Annotated in this window: 18 protein-coding genes; 8 read left to right on the top strand and 10 right to left on the bottom strand. The window is 63.6% G+C overall.

The features are described from left to right. The first annotated feature begins 173 nt into the window (after nucleotides 1-173). Nucleotides 174-935: an SDR family oxidoreductase gene (locus NKI35_RS07710; protein ID WP_023737654.1), complete on the top strand. Its 762-nt coding sequence runs from the start codon at nucleotides 174-176 to the stop codon at nucleotides 933-935. Between the two features lie 12 nt (nucleotides 936-947). On the opposite strand, the gene NKI35_RS07705 is transcribed toward NKI35_RS07710, so the two are convergent. Beyond that, the gene (locus NKI35_RS07705; protein WP_352739347.1) at nucleotides 948-2,132 is read right to left on the bottom strand and encodes a pyridoxal phosphate-dependent aminotransferase; all 1,185 of its coding nucleotides are present in this window, start codon (nucleotides 2,130-2,132) and stop codon (nucleotides 948-950) included. Nucleotides 2,133-2,215: 83 nt separating this feature from the next. On the opposite strand from NKI35_RS07705, the gene NKI35_RS07700 reads away from it, so the two are divergent. The 4 genes from NKI35_RS07700 to denD are packed head-to-tail and all read left to right on the top strand — an operon-like array spanning nucleotide 2,216 to nucleotide 5,150. After that, nucleotides 2,216-2,902: a GNAT family N-acetyltransferase gene (locus tag NKI35_RS07700; protein WP_023701049.1), complete on the top strand. Its 687-nt coding sequence runs from the start codon at nucleotides 2,216-2,218 to the stop codon at nucleotides 2,900-2,902. Nucleotides 2,903-2,917: 15 nt separating this feature from the next. Then, nucleotides 2,918-3,889 carry a cation diffusion facilitator family transporter gene (locus NKI35_RS07695; protein ID WP_023725175.1) on the top strand — a complete coding sequence of 324 codons (972 nt, stop codon included), beginning with the start codon at nucleotides 2,918-2,920 and terminating at the stop codon, nucleotides 3,887-3,889. 58 nt (nucleotides 3,890-3,947) lie between these two features. After that, nucleotides 3,948-4,154 carry a hypothetical protein gene (locus tag NKI35_RS07690; protein ID WP_023701051.1) on the top strand — a complete coding sequence of 69 codons (207 nt, stop codon included), beginning with the start codon at nucleotides 3,948-3,950 and terminating at the stop codon, nucleotides 4,152-4,154. A 12-nt stretch (nucleotides 4,155-4,166) separates the two neighbouring features. Continuing rightward, a complete protein-coding gene (gene denD, locus NKI35_RS07685) occupies nucleotides 4,167-5,150 on the top strand; it encodes a D-erythronate dehydrogenase (RefSeq protein ID WP_023701052.1) in 984 nt (327 codons plus the stop codon). Between the two features lie 10 nt (nucleotides 5,151-5,160). On the opposite strand, the gene NKI35_RS07680 is transcribed toward denD, so the two are convergent. The 4 genes from NKI35_RS07680 to NKI35_RS07665 form a co-directional block, all read right to left on the bottom strand. Continuing rightward, entirely contained in the window at nucleotides 5,161-6,333 is a 1,173-nt protein-coding gene (locus tag NKI35_RS07680; RefSeq protein WP_502897131.1) for a nickel/cobalt transporter, read from the bottom strand. 8 nt (nucleotides 6,334-6,341) lie between these two features. Next, the gene (locus tag NKI35_RS07675; RefSeq protein ID WP_023701054.1) at nucleotides 6,342-7,010 is read right to left on the bottom strand and encodes a DUF1007 family protein; all 669 of its coding nucleotides are present in this window, start codon (nucleotides 7,008-7,010) and stop codon (nucleotides 6,342-6,344) included. Between the two features lie 89 nt (nucleotides 7,011-7,099). After that, nucleotides 7,100-7,999 carry a LysR family transcriptional regulator gene (locus NKI35_RS07670; RefSeq protein ID WP_023701055.1) on the bottom strand — a complete coding sequence of 300 codons (900 nt, stop codon included), beginning with the start codon at nucleotides 7,997-7,999 and terminating at the stop codon, nucleotides 7,100-7,102. Between the two features lie 2 nt (nucleotides 8,000-8,001). Next, nucleotides 8,002-9,201 carry an amidase gene (locus NKI35_RS07665; protein WP_352739345.1) on the bottom strand — a complete coding sequence of 400 codons (1,200 nt, stop codon included), beginning with the start codon at nucleotides 9,199-9,201 and terminating at the stop codon, nucleotides 8,002-8,004. A gap of 540 nt (nucleotides 9,202-9,741) precedes the next feature. On the opposite strand from NKI35_RS07665, the gene odc2 reads away from it, so the two are divergent. Together odc2 and NKI35_RS07655 are read left to right on the top strand one after the other, a co-directional pair. Beyond that, the gene (gene odc2 / locus NKI35_RS07660) at nucleotides 9,742-10,875 is read left to right on the top strand and encodes an ornithine/lysine decarboxylase (RefSeq protein ID WP_023671923.1); all 1,134 of its coding nucleotides are present in this window, start codon (nucleotides 9,742-9,744) and stop codon (nucleotides 10,873-10,875) included. Nucleotides 10,876-11,022: 147 nt separating this feature from the next. Further along, nucleotides 11,023-11,694, top strand: coding sequence for a GNAT family N-acetyltransferase (locus NKI35_RS07655; protein ID WP_023747156.1), 672 nt, complete (start codon nucleotides 11,023-11,025; stop codon nucleotides 11,692-11,694). 69 nt (nucleotides 11,695-11,763) lie between these two features. Here NKI35_RS07655 and NKI35_RS07650 read toward each other — a convergent pair whose 3' ends face one another. The 4 genes from NKI35_RS07650 to NKI35_RS07635 all read right to left on the bottom strand — a co-directional run bounded on the left by NKI35_RS07650 (nucleotide 11,764) and on the right by NKI35_RS07635 (nucleotide 13,823). Further along, complete coding sequence (locus NKI35_RS07650; protein ID WP_023714024.1) at nucleotides 11,764-12,048, bottom strand: SCP2 sterol-binding domain-containing protein; 285 nt, start codon at nucleotides 12,046-12,048, stop codon at nucleotides 11,764-11,766. A gap of 195 nt (nucleotides 12,049-12,243) precedes the next feature. After that, entirely contained in the window at nucleotides 12,244-12,792 is a 549-nt protein-coding gene (locus NKI35_RS07645; protein WP_023747157.1) for a hypothetical protein, read from the bottom strand. Nucleotides 12,793-12,820: 28 nt separating this feature from the next. Beyond that, a complete protein-coding gene (locus NKI35_RS07640) occupies nucleotides 12,821-13,237 on the bottom strand; it encodes a hypothetical protein (RefSeq protein WP_023747158.1) in 417 nt (138 codons plus the stop codon). A 13-nt stretch (nucleotides 13,238-13,250) separates the two neighbouring features. Beyond that, nucleotides 13,251-13,823: a rod-binding protein gene (locus NKI35_RS07635; RefSeq protein WP_023747159.1), complete on the bottom strand. Its 573-nt coding sequence runs from the start codon at nucleotides 13,821-13,823 to the stop codon at nucleotides 13,251-13,253. A 36-nt stretch (nucleotides 13,824-13,859) separates the two neighbouring features. Here NKI35_RS07635 and NKI35_RS07630 point away from each other — a divergent pair, with 36 nt between their 5' ends. Further along, nucleotides 13,860-14,009, top strand: a complete 150-nt coding sequence (locus NKI35_RS07630; protein ID WP_023703993.1) for a hypothetical protein — start codon at nucleotides 13,860-13,862, stop codon at nucleotides 14,007-14,009. Nucleotides 14,010-14,114: 105 nt separating this feature from the next. Here NKI35_RS07630 and NKI35_RS07625 read toward each other — a convergent pair whose 3' ends face one another. Then, nucleotides 14,115-14,498 (bottom strand): hypothetical protein, encoded by a 384-nt coding sequence (locus tag NKI35_RS07625; protein WP_023703992.1) that lies wholly within the window; start codon nucleotides 14,496-14,498, stop codon nucleotides 14,115-14,117. Nucleotide 14,499 lies beyond the last annotated feature (1 nt).

Genomic DNA, 14,499 nt, shown 5'->3' with positions numbered 1-14,499 from the left:
GTGGCGCTTCATGTTTTTGTCCTGATGCATGTCGTTCTCTCAGAACCGGGGCCACTTTTGAGCGACATACATTAGTGTCCGGCTTGCCATGATCGCCCTCATTTGCGATGGGTCGGTGCATTCGGATGCACCCCGATCTGTGCCGGGGATGCGCGGCGCGCAGGAGCAAAATCATGACAGTCCTCACAGAGAAAACCGCCATTGTTACCGGCGCCGGCACCGGCATCGGCAAGAGCGTCGCCACGGCGCTGCTCAAGGCGGGCTGGAACACGGTGTTTTGCGGCCGCCGCAAAGCGGTGCTCGATGCCGCCATTACCGAGGCCGGGAAAACGGACGCCAAGGCGCTGGCGGTTGCCTGCGACATCAGCAAGGCCGGCGAAGTCGATGACCTGTTCGAGACGGTGGCCGCAGCCTTCGGCCGCGTCGACCTGCTCTTCAACAATGCCGGCATGAGCTACAAGTCGACGCCGATCGACGAGATCCCGGTCGAGGTCTGGAACGATATTGTCGGCGTCAATCTCACCGGATCGTTCCTATGCGCCCGCGCCGCCTTCGGCGTCATGCGCAAGCAAAAGCCAATGGGCGGCCGCATCATCAACAATGGCTCTGTGTCGGCCTATGCGCCACGGCCGGGCTCGGTGCCCTACACCGCGACCAAGCACGCCATATCGGGGCTGACCAAGACGCTGGCGCTCGACGGCCGGCCCCATGACATCGCCTGCGGCCAGATCGACATAGGCAACGCGCTGACCGATATGGCGCACGCAATGACGGTCGGCGTGCCGCAGGCCAATGGCACCATCGCCGCCGAAGCGGTGATGGACGTCCAGCGCGTCGCCGACGCCGTCGTCCACATGGCCAGCCTGCCGCTCGATGCCAATGTGCTGTTCATGACGGTGATGGCGACCAAGATGCCGTTCGTGGGGCGTGGGTGAAGAGCCGAAGGCCTACCTCTTCAAAAACGACTCGATCCGCTCCAGCGCGCGCAAGATGTTCTCTTCGGAATTGGCGTAGGAGAGCCTGATGTAGCCTTCGCCGAGAATGCCGAAATCGGGGCCGCCGATCAGCGCCACGCCGGCCTCCTCGAGCAGTGCCGAGGCGAGCTTCTTGGCCTTCCAGCCGGTCTTCGAAACATTCGGGAAGGCATAGAATGCGCCCTTGGGCGTGATGCAGGAGACGCCGGGCAGCGCGTTCAGCCCCTCGACCACGATCTTCCTGCGGTTGTCGAAGGCGCGCATCATCTTGTCGACATCGTCCTGGGGGCCGTCGATGGCGGAGATGCCGGCGAACTGGCTCGGCGCGTTGACGCAGGACCAGCAATTGACCGCCAGCTTGCGCACCTTGTCGTAGAGATGCGCGCCCTTGTCGCCATTCGGCCAGATCGACCAGCCCATGCGCCAGCCGGTCATCGCCCATGTCTTCGACCAGCCGTTGAGCGCGATCAGCCGGTCGCGAATTTCCGGAAAATTGAGCAGCGAAAAATGCGTCTCGCCGTCATAGGTCATGACGTCGTAGATTTCGTCGGAGAGGATAGCGACCTGCGGATGCGCTTGCAGTCCCTTCACCAGCTTCTCGATCTCGGCGCGCGGCGTGACGCCGCCGGTCGGGTTGGCCGGTGAGTTGAGGATCAGGAGCCTCGTCTTCGACGTGATCAGCGCCAGCGTCTCTTCTGCCGAGAAGGCAAAGCCGTTCTCCTCGCGGATCGGCACCGGAATGGGCGCGGCGCCGGTGAACTCGATCATCGAGCGGTAGATCGGAAAGCCTGGGTCTGGATAGAGGATCTCGGCGCCGGGTTCGCCGAACATCAAGATGGCCGCGAACATGGTCGGCTTGCCGCCGGGCAGGATCATCACATTTTCCGGCGAGACCTCGACGCCGGTGGTGGCCAGCGTGCGCCGCACCACCGCTTCGCGCGTCGCCAGCAGGCCGTTGGCCGGGGTGTAGCCATGGTGACCGTCGCGCAGCGCCTTGATCGCTGCGTCGACAATGTGCTGCGGCGTTTTGAAGTCGGGCTGGCCGATGCCGAGATTGACGATGTCGCGGCCCTGTTGAGCCAGTGCAGTGGCGCGCGCCAGCACGGCAAAGGCGTTTTCCTCGCCGAGGCGGTCGAAGGCCGAAATCGTGTGGAGCATTTTTCCCGTCCGTGTGGTTCTTGCTGTTAGGTCGCGTTTTTGTGAGCGTCTGCTCACAAAAGTCAAACGGATTGGAGTTTTGCGTGTCGGAAAATCTCAAAGATTGGCAAGCGCGTCCGCGGCCCGAGCGCAAGCCCATTGACGGCCGCTATGTCCGGCTCGAACCGCTGAGCGCCGAAAAGCACGGCGATGGGTTGTACGAGGCGTCGTCCGTGCCCGACATCGATGGACGCTTTGCCTGGCTGCCCGACTACCCGCCGCAAACCCGCGCCGATTTCCAGCCATGGCTGGATAAGGTCGAGGCGAGCGAGGATCCGCTGTTCTTCACCGTCATCGACAAGGCCAGCGGCAAGGTCGCCGGGCGACAGACGCTGATGCGCATCGATCCCACCTATGGCGTCATCGAGATCGGCAACATCTATTGGGGGCCGCTGATCTCGCGCAAGCCGGCAGCGACCGAGGCGCAGTTCCTGTTCATGAAGTATATTTTCGACGGGCTCGGCTATCGCCGCTACGAGTGGAAATGCAACAACCGCAACGAGCCGTCAAAGCGCGCGGCGGAACGGTTCGGCTTCAAGTTCGAGGGCATTTTCCGCCAGCATCTTGTGGTCAAGGGTGAAAACCGCGATACCGCATGGTACTCGATCATCGACAAGGAATGGCCGGCGCTGCGCAAAGCCTATGAGGCATGGCTCGATCCCGCCAATTTCGATGGCGAAGGCCGGCAGAAGCGGCGGCTCGAGGATTTCCGCGCCGAGTTCGGCGCGTAACAGGAGTTTTTTCCGATGGCGCACAGCCATGATCATGGTTCGCATGCTGGGCATGGCGCCGGCCACGTGCATGGCTCGACCGACAAGAAGCGTGTGCTGATCGCAGCCTGCCTGACCGCCGGCTTCATGGTGGCCGAAGTGCTTGGCGGCCTTTTGACGGGATCACTGGCGCTGCTGGCCGACGCCGGCCACATGCTCGCCGACTCGATCGCGCTTGGCCTTGCTTGGTACGCCTTCCATCTTGGCGGAAGGCCGGCGACAGTGCGCCTGACCTATGGCTTCGGCCGGGTCAAGACGCTGGTCGCCTACACCAACGGCATCGCCATCTTCGCCATTGCGTTGTGGATCGTCTACGAAGCCTGGGGCCGGCTGATGACGCCGGCGCCGGTGCTGGGCGGGCCGATGCTGGTGGTGGCGATCGCCGGCCTTCTGGTAAACTTCGCCTCGTTCTTCGTGCTGCATGGCGGCGACCGCGACAGCCTCAACATGCGCGGCGCCATCCTGCATGTGCTGGGCGACCTGCTCGGCTCGGCGGCGGCGATCGTGGCGGCGCTGGTCATCCTGGCGACCGGCTGGACGCCGATCGACCCGATTCTGTCGGTGCTGGTCTCCCTGCTGATCCTGTCCACCGCGTGGTCGCTGATGCGCGAAGCCGCCCACGTCCTGCTCGAAGGCGTACCGGCAAGCCTCGACCGCGACCTCATCGCCAAGGACATTGCCGGCACCGTCAACGGCGTGCGCGAAGTGCATCACATGCATGTCTGGTCGCTCGACGGGTCCAGCAACATGGCGACGCTGCATGCCTGCCTCAACGATGGCGTCGATCCGCACCAGGCGGTCAGCGCCATCAAGAAGCGGCTCGCCGCCGAACACGGCATCAGCCACGCCACGGTTGAACCGGAATTCGGCCAGTGCGCCGACAGCCGTGACGAGCACGATCATGACCACGACCATGGTGCGCCACCGCATCACGGCCATTATCACTGACAGGGAATTTCATGGCATTGGCATCCGAGTTGACGAGTTCCCGCTGTGGTGGGACGGCATGATGGACCGCGACACGCGAAACGCGCTGATTGCCGCAGCCTGGATCATGCTGCTGTTCGGCATCGCGGCGTTCTATTTGCCGACCGTGATGCTGGCCGTCGGCAATGTCTCGACCGTACTTGCCGGCATCGTCGGCATCGCCTTCGTGCTGGCATTTTTTCTGGTGTTCTGGTTGCGGGGCCGCAACCAGAACAAGGGCAAATAAGAGGCTTTCGAAATGCGCATCCTGATTACTGGCGCCGCCGGCATGGTCGGCCGCAAACTTGTCGACCGGCTGGCCAAGGACGGCACGCTCAACGGCCGCAAGATCACCGGGCTCGACCTGCACGACATCGTGCCGCCGCAGGCGCCGGCGATGGATGGCGTCAGCATCGCCACGCATACGGGCGACCTTGCCGACGCCGGTGCTGCCGAGAGCCTGGTGGCGTCACGCCCCGACGTCATGTTCCATCTCGCCGGCATCGTGTCGGGCGAGGCGGAGGCGAATTTCGATCTCGGCTACCGCGTCAACCTCGACGGCACACGGGCGCTGTTCGACGCCGTGCGGCTGGCAGACTTTGCGCCGCGCCTCGTCTTCACCTCGTCGATCGCGGTGTTCGGCGCGCCGTTCCCCGATGTCATCCCGGACGACTTTCATCCGACGCCGCTGACCTCCTACGGCACGCAGAAGCAGATGAGCGAAGCGCTGCTGGCCGACTATTCCAGGCGCGGCTTCTTCGACGGCATCGGCATAAGGCTGCCGACCATCTGCGTGCGGCCCGGCAAGCCGAACAAGGCGGCGTCAGGTTTCTTCTCCGGCATCATCCGCGAGCCGCTGAGCGGCCACGAGGCGATCCTGCCGGTGCCGCGCTCGGTGCTGCACACCCATGCCAGCCCGCGCTCTGCGGTCGGTTTCCTGATCCATGCCGCCGGGCTCGACGGTGCCGCTGTCGGGCCGCGCCGCAACCTCACCATGCCCGGCGTTGCCGTCACCGTCGGCGAGCAGATCGAGGCGCTGGAGCGCACTGCAGGCGCCGAGGTGGCGAGCCTGATCCGCGAGGAGCTCGACGAAACGATCTGGGCGATCGTCAAGGGTTGGCCGACGCGCTTCGAGGCGCGCCGTGCAAGGGACCTCGGCTTCAGCGCCGAAAACAGTTTCGATGAAATCATCCGCGCTCATATCGAGGATGAGCTGGGCGGAATGATCGCGGGTCAGGCCTGACCCGCCGAGGTCACACAGCTCCGGACAGGCTCGCCGACAACAGCAACAGCCCGAACAGGAAGACGAAGGCGGCGCCGCCGATTTCGACGACTGTGTGGATGCGGTTGCCCATGCGGCCGTCGCCGGCGAAATAGACCGCCCAGTTCTTGGCGGTGACTGCGATCGTTGCCAGCGCCGAGACTGTGATGGCGGTTCCAATCGACATCGCCAGCACCGACAGCAGGCCGCCGAGCCACAGGCCGTTGAGCAAAGCGAAGCTCAGCACAATCAGCGCGCCGGAGCAGGGGCGGATGCCGACGGCGGCTACAGCCGACCAGGCCGTGCGCCAGTCGAAGCGGTCGCCCGACAGCAGCGCCGGATCGGGCGCATGTGAGTGGCCGCACGTATCACACATCTCGCCGGCTGGGTGATCGTGAGCGGCGTGATCGTGATGAGCGTGGTCGTGATGGGAATGATCGTGTGTGTCGTGGTCGTGCGCAGCGTGATCGTGATGATCATGCGAATGGTCGTGATGCACATGCAAGGCATGCGAATGCGCATGCGCCGCGTGGCTGTGAGCGGCATGCGAATGGCCGCCATGGGAATGACCGGCGTGGGCTGCCGACAGGCTGTAGGCGGGCGCCTTGCCGAACCAGCGCAGGACCGTAGGCCCGAGCTTGCGCCACAGCAGCCAGGCGCCGAACAAAGTGACGAAGACATAGCTCATGATCTCCATGAACCAGGCTGCGTCGGTCATCGAGATGGCGGTGCCGCGCAGGACGAAATAGGCAAGCAGCATCACCAGGATCGCGGTCAGGCCCTGCAGCAGCGCCGAGACGAAGGACAGCAGGATACCGCGCCTGAGCGCCACTTCATTGGCCACCATGTAGGACGAGATCACCGCCTTGCCGTGGCCGGGGCCGGCGGCGTGGAAAATGCCGTAGGCGAAGGACAGGCCGATCAGCAGCCACATCTTGCTGCCGTCCTCGCGCATCGCCTTCATCGCGGTGGCCAGTGCGCGGTAGAATTCCTGCTGGCGCAGATTGATCCACATCAGGATGTGGGCGAACGGGCCGGTGGTGGGCGCCATGCCGTCATTGACACCGATGCCGAGTGAACTCTGGGCATGGGCCTGCCCGAGAAAGTGCGTCATCAGCAGGGCAGCGACCACGAGGCCGAATGCCAAACGCAGGGACGGTTTCATCACCGGATCTATCCTTCTGGCGGGCAATTCAGTTCGAGCTTGGTGGCGAAGATCTTGCTCATGTCGGTGCCTGTCGGGTCGTTGAAGAACGCGTCCGTCAGGGTCTTCTGGTTTTCCTTGATCGCCTCGTCTGGATCAGGCCGGATGACGCTCTTGGTGCAGTTCGAGGGCAGGCCTTCCACCGTGATGTTGCTATCCTCGGTGAAGTCGATCGCTGTGTAGAAGGTTGGATCGTAGACGCCGAAATCGATCCTGCCGGCGAGCTTGATCGGCACCTTGGGTTCGGATTCGAACAGGATGATCAACTGGTCGTTGTCGAAATTGGCCATCAGATGCGGTGGCGGCGTCATAGGCACGTCCTTGCCGTCGACGGTGACGAGCTGGAAATAGTTGAATTCGGCCAGCGAGGCATGAACTGTGTCGGCGACATCCTTCAGCTCCTTGTCGTCAAGCTTCAGGTCGGAGTTCTTGTCGAACTCCATCATCACCGTACTCGAAAACAGATCATCGAAACGCCAGAGGTGACGCAGCGCTTTCACACTTTGGTGATCCGGCGAGAGGATCACGTCGAGGCGGGCCTCGGCGAATACATGAGGATGCGCGCCAGCCGCTCCGACGGAGGCAAAAGTCGTCGCCAGGGCCGAAGCCAGCATGATTGCGTGCCGTTTCAGATGCATTCTCGGTCGCTGTTCCATCGGCCTCGGAGAGATTTCGAGAGGTTACCAGAAACGGGGCGAAATTGGGACCGCGGCACGGCAGGACCGGCTCAAGCGCTCTCGCGGTTCTTGAACCATTGCACCAGGAAATCGACGAAGACACGGACCTTGGCCGGAAGATAGCGACGGTGCGGGTAGACGGCGAAAATGCCGCTGCCCGACTGGATGCGGTCGTCGAGCAAGGACACCAGCAGCCCGGATGCGAGGTCGGGTGCGGCGATGAAATCCGGCAGGATGGTGAAGCCCAGACCCGACACGGCGGCGGCTCGCGCGGCCATCGGGCTGTTGACCTCGATCGGACCCGATACGTTGACACTGACTGGCTCCTCGCCATCGCCCCTGAAGCGCCAGTTGGCGAGCGAGCGGCCATTGGTGTCGACGATGCAGGGCAAGTTGGCGAGATCCTGCGGGCGCGTCGGCTTGCCGTGCTTGGCGATCAGCTCCGGCGAGGCGCAAAGCTTGATCGAAAACGGCCCCAGGCGGCGGGCGATCAGCGATGAGTTCTCCAGGCGCGAGATGCGCACGGCAAGATCGAAACCTTCCTCGACCAGATCGACAAAACGGTCGTCGAGATGGATGTCGAGCACGATGTCGGGATGCTGCTTGGCGAAGTCGATCAGCGACTGGCCGATCGGTGCATCGGCAAAGGTGCGCGCCGCCGACAGCTTGATCCTGCCGCGCACGTCACCGGAGGATTCGCGCACGGCGTCGGCCAGGCTGTCGACCTCGCGCACGATTTCCGAAGCGCGGCTGTAATAGGTATGGCCGGCCTCGGTCAACGAGAACTGCCGCGTGGTGCGGTTGAGCAGCAGCGCGCCGAGTTCGTCCTCGAGTTCGCGCACATATTTCGACAGCAGCGCCTTGGAGCGACCGATCTTGCGCGCGGCCGCCGAAAAGCCTTCGGCCTCGACGACGTCGATGAAGGCGCGCATGCGGGTCAGTGTATCCATCATCAAGCCTTTCGTGGCGCATCGAGAATTCGCCGGCCGAGCCGTATCAGGGCAATGTCGCTGCCGGGAGGACCGAGCAGCGAGAGGCCGAAAGGGGCGCCGTCAACCGAGCCCAGCGGCAGGGTGATTTGCGGAAAGCCTGAAAGACCCGAAAGGCACAAAAGATGCAAGGCCCTTTCGCGGTAGGCCTGGAGCTGCTGCGGCTCGCTTTTGACCAGAGGTGCGGGGCCTGGAACGGTAGGCAGGACAAGAAACCCGTCCTGGCCGAGCAGCGCGGCTAGCTCGGAGCGGAACGTCAAGCGGCGCACCGCCTCGGCCCGCGCGGTCTTTTCGTCGATTGTCCGGCCGAAACCAAAGCGCTCCTCGACGCCCGGCCCGAGATCGCGCTCGCCCGAAATGATCCAGGCGCCATGCTGCTGCCAGGCCTCGGCGGCCTGGAGGCGGCGAAAGCACCAGTAGAGCTCGTCGGGGAAGGAGGCGAAGCTGTACTCTACCGGCGCCGGCTCACCGACAAGACTGGCGGCCAGCGCTCTCATCCTGGCATATTCGGCTGCCTCGGCGGGGCCGGCCACGAAAGCGTCCAGCCAGCGGATCGAAAGCGGCCGGTTGAGCGGATGCTGATGCGGGTCGCGGCCAAGCAACAGCTTGCCGATCGTCTCATAGGTCTCGATGTCGTCGGCGAACCAGCCGAATGTGTCGAAGCTCGGCGCCAGCTTCATCGTGCCTTCGAGCGAAATGCGGCCATGCGTGGTGCGCAGCCCGATCAACCCGCAAAAGCTCGCCGGGGCGCGGATCGAGCCGCCGGTGTCGGAGCCGGTGGCGATATCGGCAAGCTTGCCGGCCACCGCCGCCGCCGATCCGGAGGACGAGCCGCCGGTGACGCGATCGGGAGCGGCCGGGTTCACCGGAAACGGAAAATGCGCGTTCTGGCCCATCAGCGAGAAAGCGAACTCGTCGGTCTGCGTCTTGCCGATGAAGCGCGCGCCGGCGTCGAGAATCATCTGCACGGCCGGTGCCGTGCTGGACGCGGCATGCGCCTCGTCGAACTTCACCGGATTGCCGCAACCGGTGCGGTAGCCGGCGACGTCGCAAATGTCCTTTACCGCCAGCCTGAGCCCGGCCAGCGGCCCCAGTTCCGCATTGGCGACCGGCATGCGGCGCAGGTCAAGAAAGGCGTTGAGCGGGCCGTGCGTGCCTGGCATCGTTCGATATCCGTATACAGTAGGCCCAGCATTGTTCGATGCCGGAAATTTTACAACCTGGGATACGATTTTTATTGATTGTGAAATCTTTCGATCTTATATCGCGCTTGCCCAAAGTCGCACGTGCCTGTGGGTGTCCGCCGATCCTCGAATGGTGAGGGAAATCGGTAAGGTAACTGGAGCTAACCCCTCCAGTCGGTCTAGCGGCCAACCGCCAGCCCGAGGACACCTTGAAGCAACGACGGTGCGGGCCTTTCTGGTGTTCTGCCGGTCGTCCAAAGACCGGGGTTACTGAAGAGGCACACCTTCATTGCCGGCAGTGCGGACGGGTCTCCCATCCAAGCCAAGGCAGACAAAGCGAACCGAGGCCGGGCAAGGCCAAGGTTCACCGCCGCGAGATGGCGTTTCAAGGTTCCGGGGTCTCCACCGGCTGGTTCCATGGATTTCCGTCCCGCCTTTGTTTGACCGCGTGTTCGCGAGGCCGAAAGCCCCGCGTCCGCAGCCTTATTGCGCGCCGCAAGGCGTATATGGAGAGACCCCATGGCCACCCAGCGCATCCTTGACTTCCTCGCCACCCGACGTCCGTCCGGCCCCTGCCTCGTCGTCGACCTCGATGTCGTGCGCGACAATTTTCGCGCCTTCGAAAAGGCGCTGCCCGATTCCCGGATCTACTATGCGGTGAAAGCAAATCCGGCGCCGGAAATCCTGCGCCTGCTTGCTGCGATGGGCTCGTCCTTCGACACCGCTTCCGTTGCCGAGGTCGAGATGGCGATGGACGCCGGTGCGCCGGCGGACCGTATCTCCTTCGGCAACACTATCAAGAAGGAGCGTGACATTGCACGCGCCTACCAGCTCGGCATTCGGCTGTTTGCCGTCGACTGCGTCGAGGAAGTCGACAAGATCGCCCGCGTCGCTCCCGGCGCGCGCGTGTTTTGCCGCGTTTTGACCGATGGCGAAGGCGCCGAGTGGCCGCTGTCGCGCAAGTTCGGCTGCGTGCCGGCGATGGCCGTCGATGTGCTGCGCCACGCCAGGACGCTCGGCCTCGACGCCTATGGCGTGTCGTTCCATGTCGGCTCGCAGCAGACCGACCTGACGGCGTGGGACCGTGCGCTGGCCGACGCCAAGAAGGTGTTCGCCACGCTCGCCGACGAAGGCATCGTCCTCAAGATGGTCAATATGGGCGGCGGTTTCCCGACGCGCTATCTGCGTGACGTGCCGGCGGCCCAGGCCTATGGCCAGGCGATCTTCTCGGCGCTGCGCAAGCATTTCGGCAATGCGATCCCTGAGACCATCATCGAGCCGGGTCGCGGCATGGTCGGCAATGCCGGCGTCATCAAGTCGGAAGTCGTGCTGATCTCGAAGAAGGCCGAAAACGACAATGTGCGCTGGGTGTTCCTCGACATCGGCAAGTTCGGCGGTCTGGCCGAGACGATGGACGAGGCGATCCGCTATCCGATCGTCACCCGCCATGACGGTTCGGAGACCGCACCTTGCGTGCTCGCCGGCCCGACCTGCGATTCGGCCGACGTGATGTACGAGAAGACGCCGTATCCGCTGCCTCTGTCGCTGACCATCGGCGACGATGTGCTGATCGAAGGCACCGGCGCCTACACGACCACCTACTCGGCGGTCGCCTTCAACGGCTTCGAGCCTCTCCGATCCTACGTGATCTGACGGCTTCGGCCTTCAGATCACCTCAGGTGGACGTTTGCGTCCGCTCGGGTTCGCCTGTGGAACAAGCTCCGCTCGTGAAGGATCGCGGAAATGGACATTGTAAATTACATTGATGGTGCCGTGGGAATCTCCCCCCTTGACGGGGAGATGGCAGGCAGGCCAGAGGGGGTCGTCTCGCGTGAAGCGCCGGCATCCCTCGTCCACGACGCGGTGTCGCGTCAGGTCGTGCCGACCCCCTCTGTCGCCTTCGGCGACATCTCCCCCTCGAGGGGGGAGAGTGCCCGCGCCATTCCCATCGTCGCCGAAACTGCGGCAGACATTGCATTGCGTGAAGCGTTGCTCGATCGCGCTATGGGGCCGATGCGGCGCAAGAAATCGTCGGAGAAGCTGCGGCGTGGGCGCCGGCCTTCCGAAGGTCTCGCTTTTGTCGTGCGGGATGCCGCCGGCGCGGTTGCCGGCACGGTGCGGCTGTGGGACGTACGTCTGGGCGAGGGCGGCCCGGGAGCACTTCTGCTCGGACCGCTCGCCGTCGATCCGGCGCTGAAGAACGCCGGCATCGGCTCGGCGCTGATGCGCCATGCTTTGGCCGAGGCCGCGCGTCTCGGCCATGCCGCGGTGCTGCTGGTCGGCGATGCGCCTTATTACGGTCGCTTCGGCTTTTCGGCGGAGAAGACTGGCGCGCTAGCCATGCCTGGTCCGTACGAGCGGCACCGCCTGCTCGCGCTGGAACTGATCGATGGTGCGCTCGACGGCGCGCATGGCACGCTGAAGGCTGCAGGTCGCAAGCTCAAGACACAGAGGCTCTCGCTGGCCGCCTGATTGGTCAAAAACAAACGCCGCCGGTCCTTTGCATTTCAGCGAGGGCGGCGTTTTGTTTTTGCGAAGGGCTCAGCCGATCAGCTGGCTGAGCGCCATGGCGACCGACATATCGCCTTCGACCTTTATCTTGCCGGACATGAACGCCATGGTCGGATTGAGGTCGCCGGCGATCAGCGAATCCAGATCGTCGAGCGACAGCTTGATGGTGCAGTCGGTCGGCGCATCGGTGTTTGAGACGGTCGCGCCATCGATGACGATGACGCCGTCGGTGCCGGTGTCGAACTTCACGGAATGTTCGAACCCGGCGCTCGCCACGCGCGACCTCATCTTCTCGGCAATGTCCTGAACGCTCATGACTGTTCTCCTGGTCTCGTTGCGTTTTGCCGCGCTTCAGTGACCGGCCTCCGCCGAAGTCGCTGTCTCGCGCGTACCGCGATCCTGGTCGCTTGGCGCATATAGCTTCGAGTTGACGTAAACGTCAACGCGCGATGCGTCATCTCGTTTCAGTCGGAAGGAATGCGGCAGAGAACATTCACCCTGCGACGAAGGTTAGTGTTCAGCAGCGGGCTTCGCCGCCTCGGCCTGGGCCGATTCCGCCGGGGCCGGTTCGGTCGGCGTGGCCGGATCCTTGCGGCGGCGCATGGCGTTGTCGCGGATTTCATCCTTGGTCAGGAAGTTGACCTGGTCGATCAGCACTTCATGCACCAGGTCGGCGCCGACGCGAGCGTTGACGGTGTCGCGTATGGCCTTGCGGAAGGCATCGAGATTGATGGTTTCCTTCTTGGTGAAGTCGATCTGCGGATTGGAGTAGAGATAGGAATAGACCTGATCGGTCATCAGCGCTTCGGCCGGGATCGACATCTTCTTTATCTCGGCCGGCTCGACCGTGTAGACGAGCTTGGTGAGGAAATAGCCGTCGATCTTGGAATCGCGGATCAGCGGCACCGAGATGATGTCGGTCTTGACGTAGTCGAGGCCACCCAGCATCGGTTTCGGCGTCTCGCCGACGCCGCGCTCACCGGCCGCCTGGAACGAATAGAACACCGCGCCAAGCGTGGCGGCGCAGATCCAGATCGCGGCGGCGATGAATTTGATCACCGGTTGTTCCCGCCTGTTGCCGAGATCATCAGCTCGCCCAACCGAATTCGCCGGCCGAGTATGTGCCGTCGGCTTCGGCGCGCTGAATGGCGTTCTTCAACAGCGTGGCGACTTCGTTGACCGCGTTGAGGTGGGCGAGGATTGCAGCCTCGTTTTTCGCGAGCTTCTGGCGCAGCCGCGCCAGACTGTCGCGATGCTGTTCCAGGAATTCGATCTCGTTGGCGCCCTTCATGGCGCGGGTCAGCTCATAGAGGTAGCGGCTCTTGCGGGCGTTGGAGGCCTTGAGGTCATAGCTGGTGTCGTTCTTCAAACCGGCCGTCTCTTCCTCGACCGCTTCCTCGATGCGGCCGATGATGGCGGCAATGTTGCCCGGCCGTGCAAACGGGATCGGCGCTTCGGACGTACGCGCCGGCAGGTTGGAAGAGTATTTTGAAAAATCGGCCATTGAAAATCCTGGTCTAGATCTTGATTTCGGTTTTGATGGTCGTCTCGTCGCCGGTCATCGACCGTGCGGCCTTGCGCTGCAATTCCTCGACCAGCGAGGTGGACAGCCGGGTCTGCTGGTCGATCTCGGTCTTGTGCGGCCCGGTTGACACCGGGCCGATCGGCACGGTGCGCTTGCCGTCCTTGTAGTGGTCGGCGAGCAGCGATTTGGCTATGCCGATCCCTCCGCGCTCGGCCATGACGTCGGCGACACGCTCGGCAAGCTGCGATTTCCACATGTCGCCGGCCAGCCCCTTGCCGTAGACGCCCTCTGTGTCCTTGGGCAGCATGTTCTGGATGAAGGTCTGCAAGACCATGGCCTCGAACTTCTTGAATTTTCCCGCGGGATCGGCGCCTGCCGCGGCCTTGTCGGCCGTGGCACGCGACAAGATCGAGCCGGTATCCACCGAAGCCGCCATGTCGACCAAAAAGGCGCCGCCAACGCCGTTGGCCCGCTTGGCCAGCGCGGCACGGGCAGCCTCGATATCCGTCGGGTCGACGGCTCGGGCAACATCGAGAACGATGTCGCTGGGTGGAGAAATCGCCAAGAAAGTCCGCCTCTTTGCCGGGTTTCCTGAGCGACCATGCCGCAACAAGCTTGTGGCAGGCTTGCCGGTTTGAAATCCTTCGCCGGATGCTGGGCCATTGCTATCAGCAGCGGCAAGTCCGGCTGGGTCGATGCGATCTGGTCGTTTGCGGTGGGCGCTGCCGGTGTCGCCATGGTCAGATCGTAGGTGGCGTAGGCGCAGAGGCCGAACACGGCGCCGTACACCCAATACAGCCCGCCGCACGGAACGAAACCGAACGCCGTCCGCAAGTGACGCGGCTCTAACTTCCGATTATTCCTGCCCGCGCCTCTGCGCGATCAGATCGAGCCGGTCGCGGTCGGAGCGTTCGCGTTCGTCCTGTCGGCGCACGTCCTTGTAGGCGCGCTCGACCATGTTGGTGCGCGCCGTCGCAGTGGCGATGAGCGTGATCTCCTGCCTGGCGCTTTCCAGGCTCGCTTCCTGCCGGACCAGCGCATTGGCGATGCGGCGATGGTAGAGGTCAGGGAACAGCACCGCCAGCGACTGATCGGCCTCGAAATGCTGGACAAGTTCCCTGGCTTCGGTCTCGGCGGTTGCGGCCGCCGCCAGGAAGGCCGCATGGCGCGTCTCGTGCAGGGCCTTCAGCTGCTCCTGCACCTTGACCAGTTTCTTCAGCCGTTCCATGCGCGTGCTCATC

Origin of the sequence: Mesorhizobium sp. M0676 (assembly GCF_040320535.1) — a bacterium.
Taxonomy (GTDB): Bacteria; Pseudomonadota; Alphaproteobacteria; order Rhizobiales; family Rhizobiaceae; genus Mesorhizobium.
Note: the sequence above shows the minus strand (reverse complement) of the source record. Positions and strands in the feature narration are given on the sequence as shown.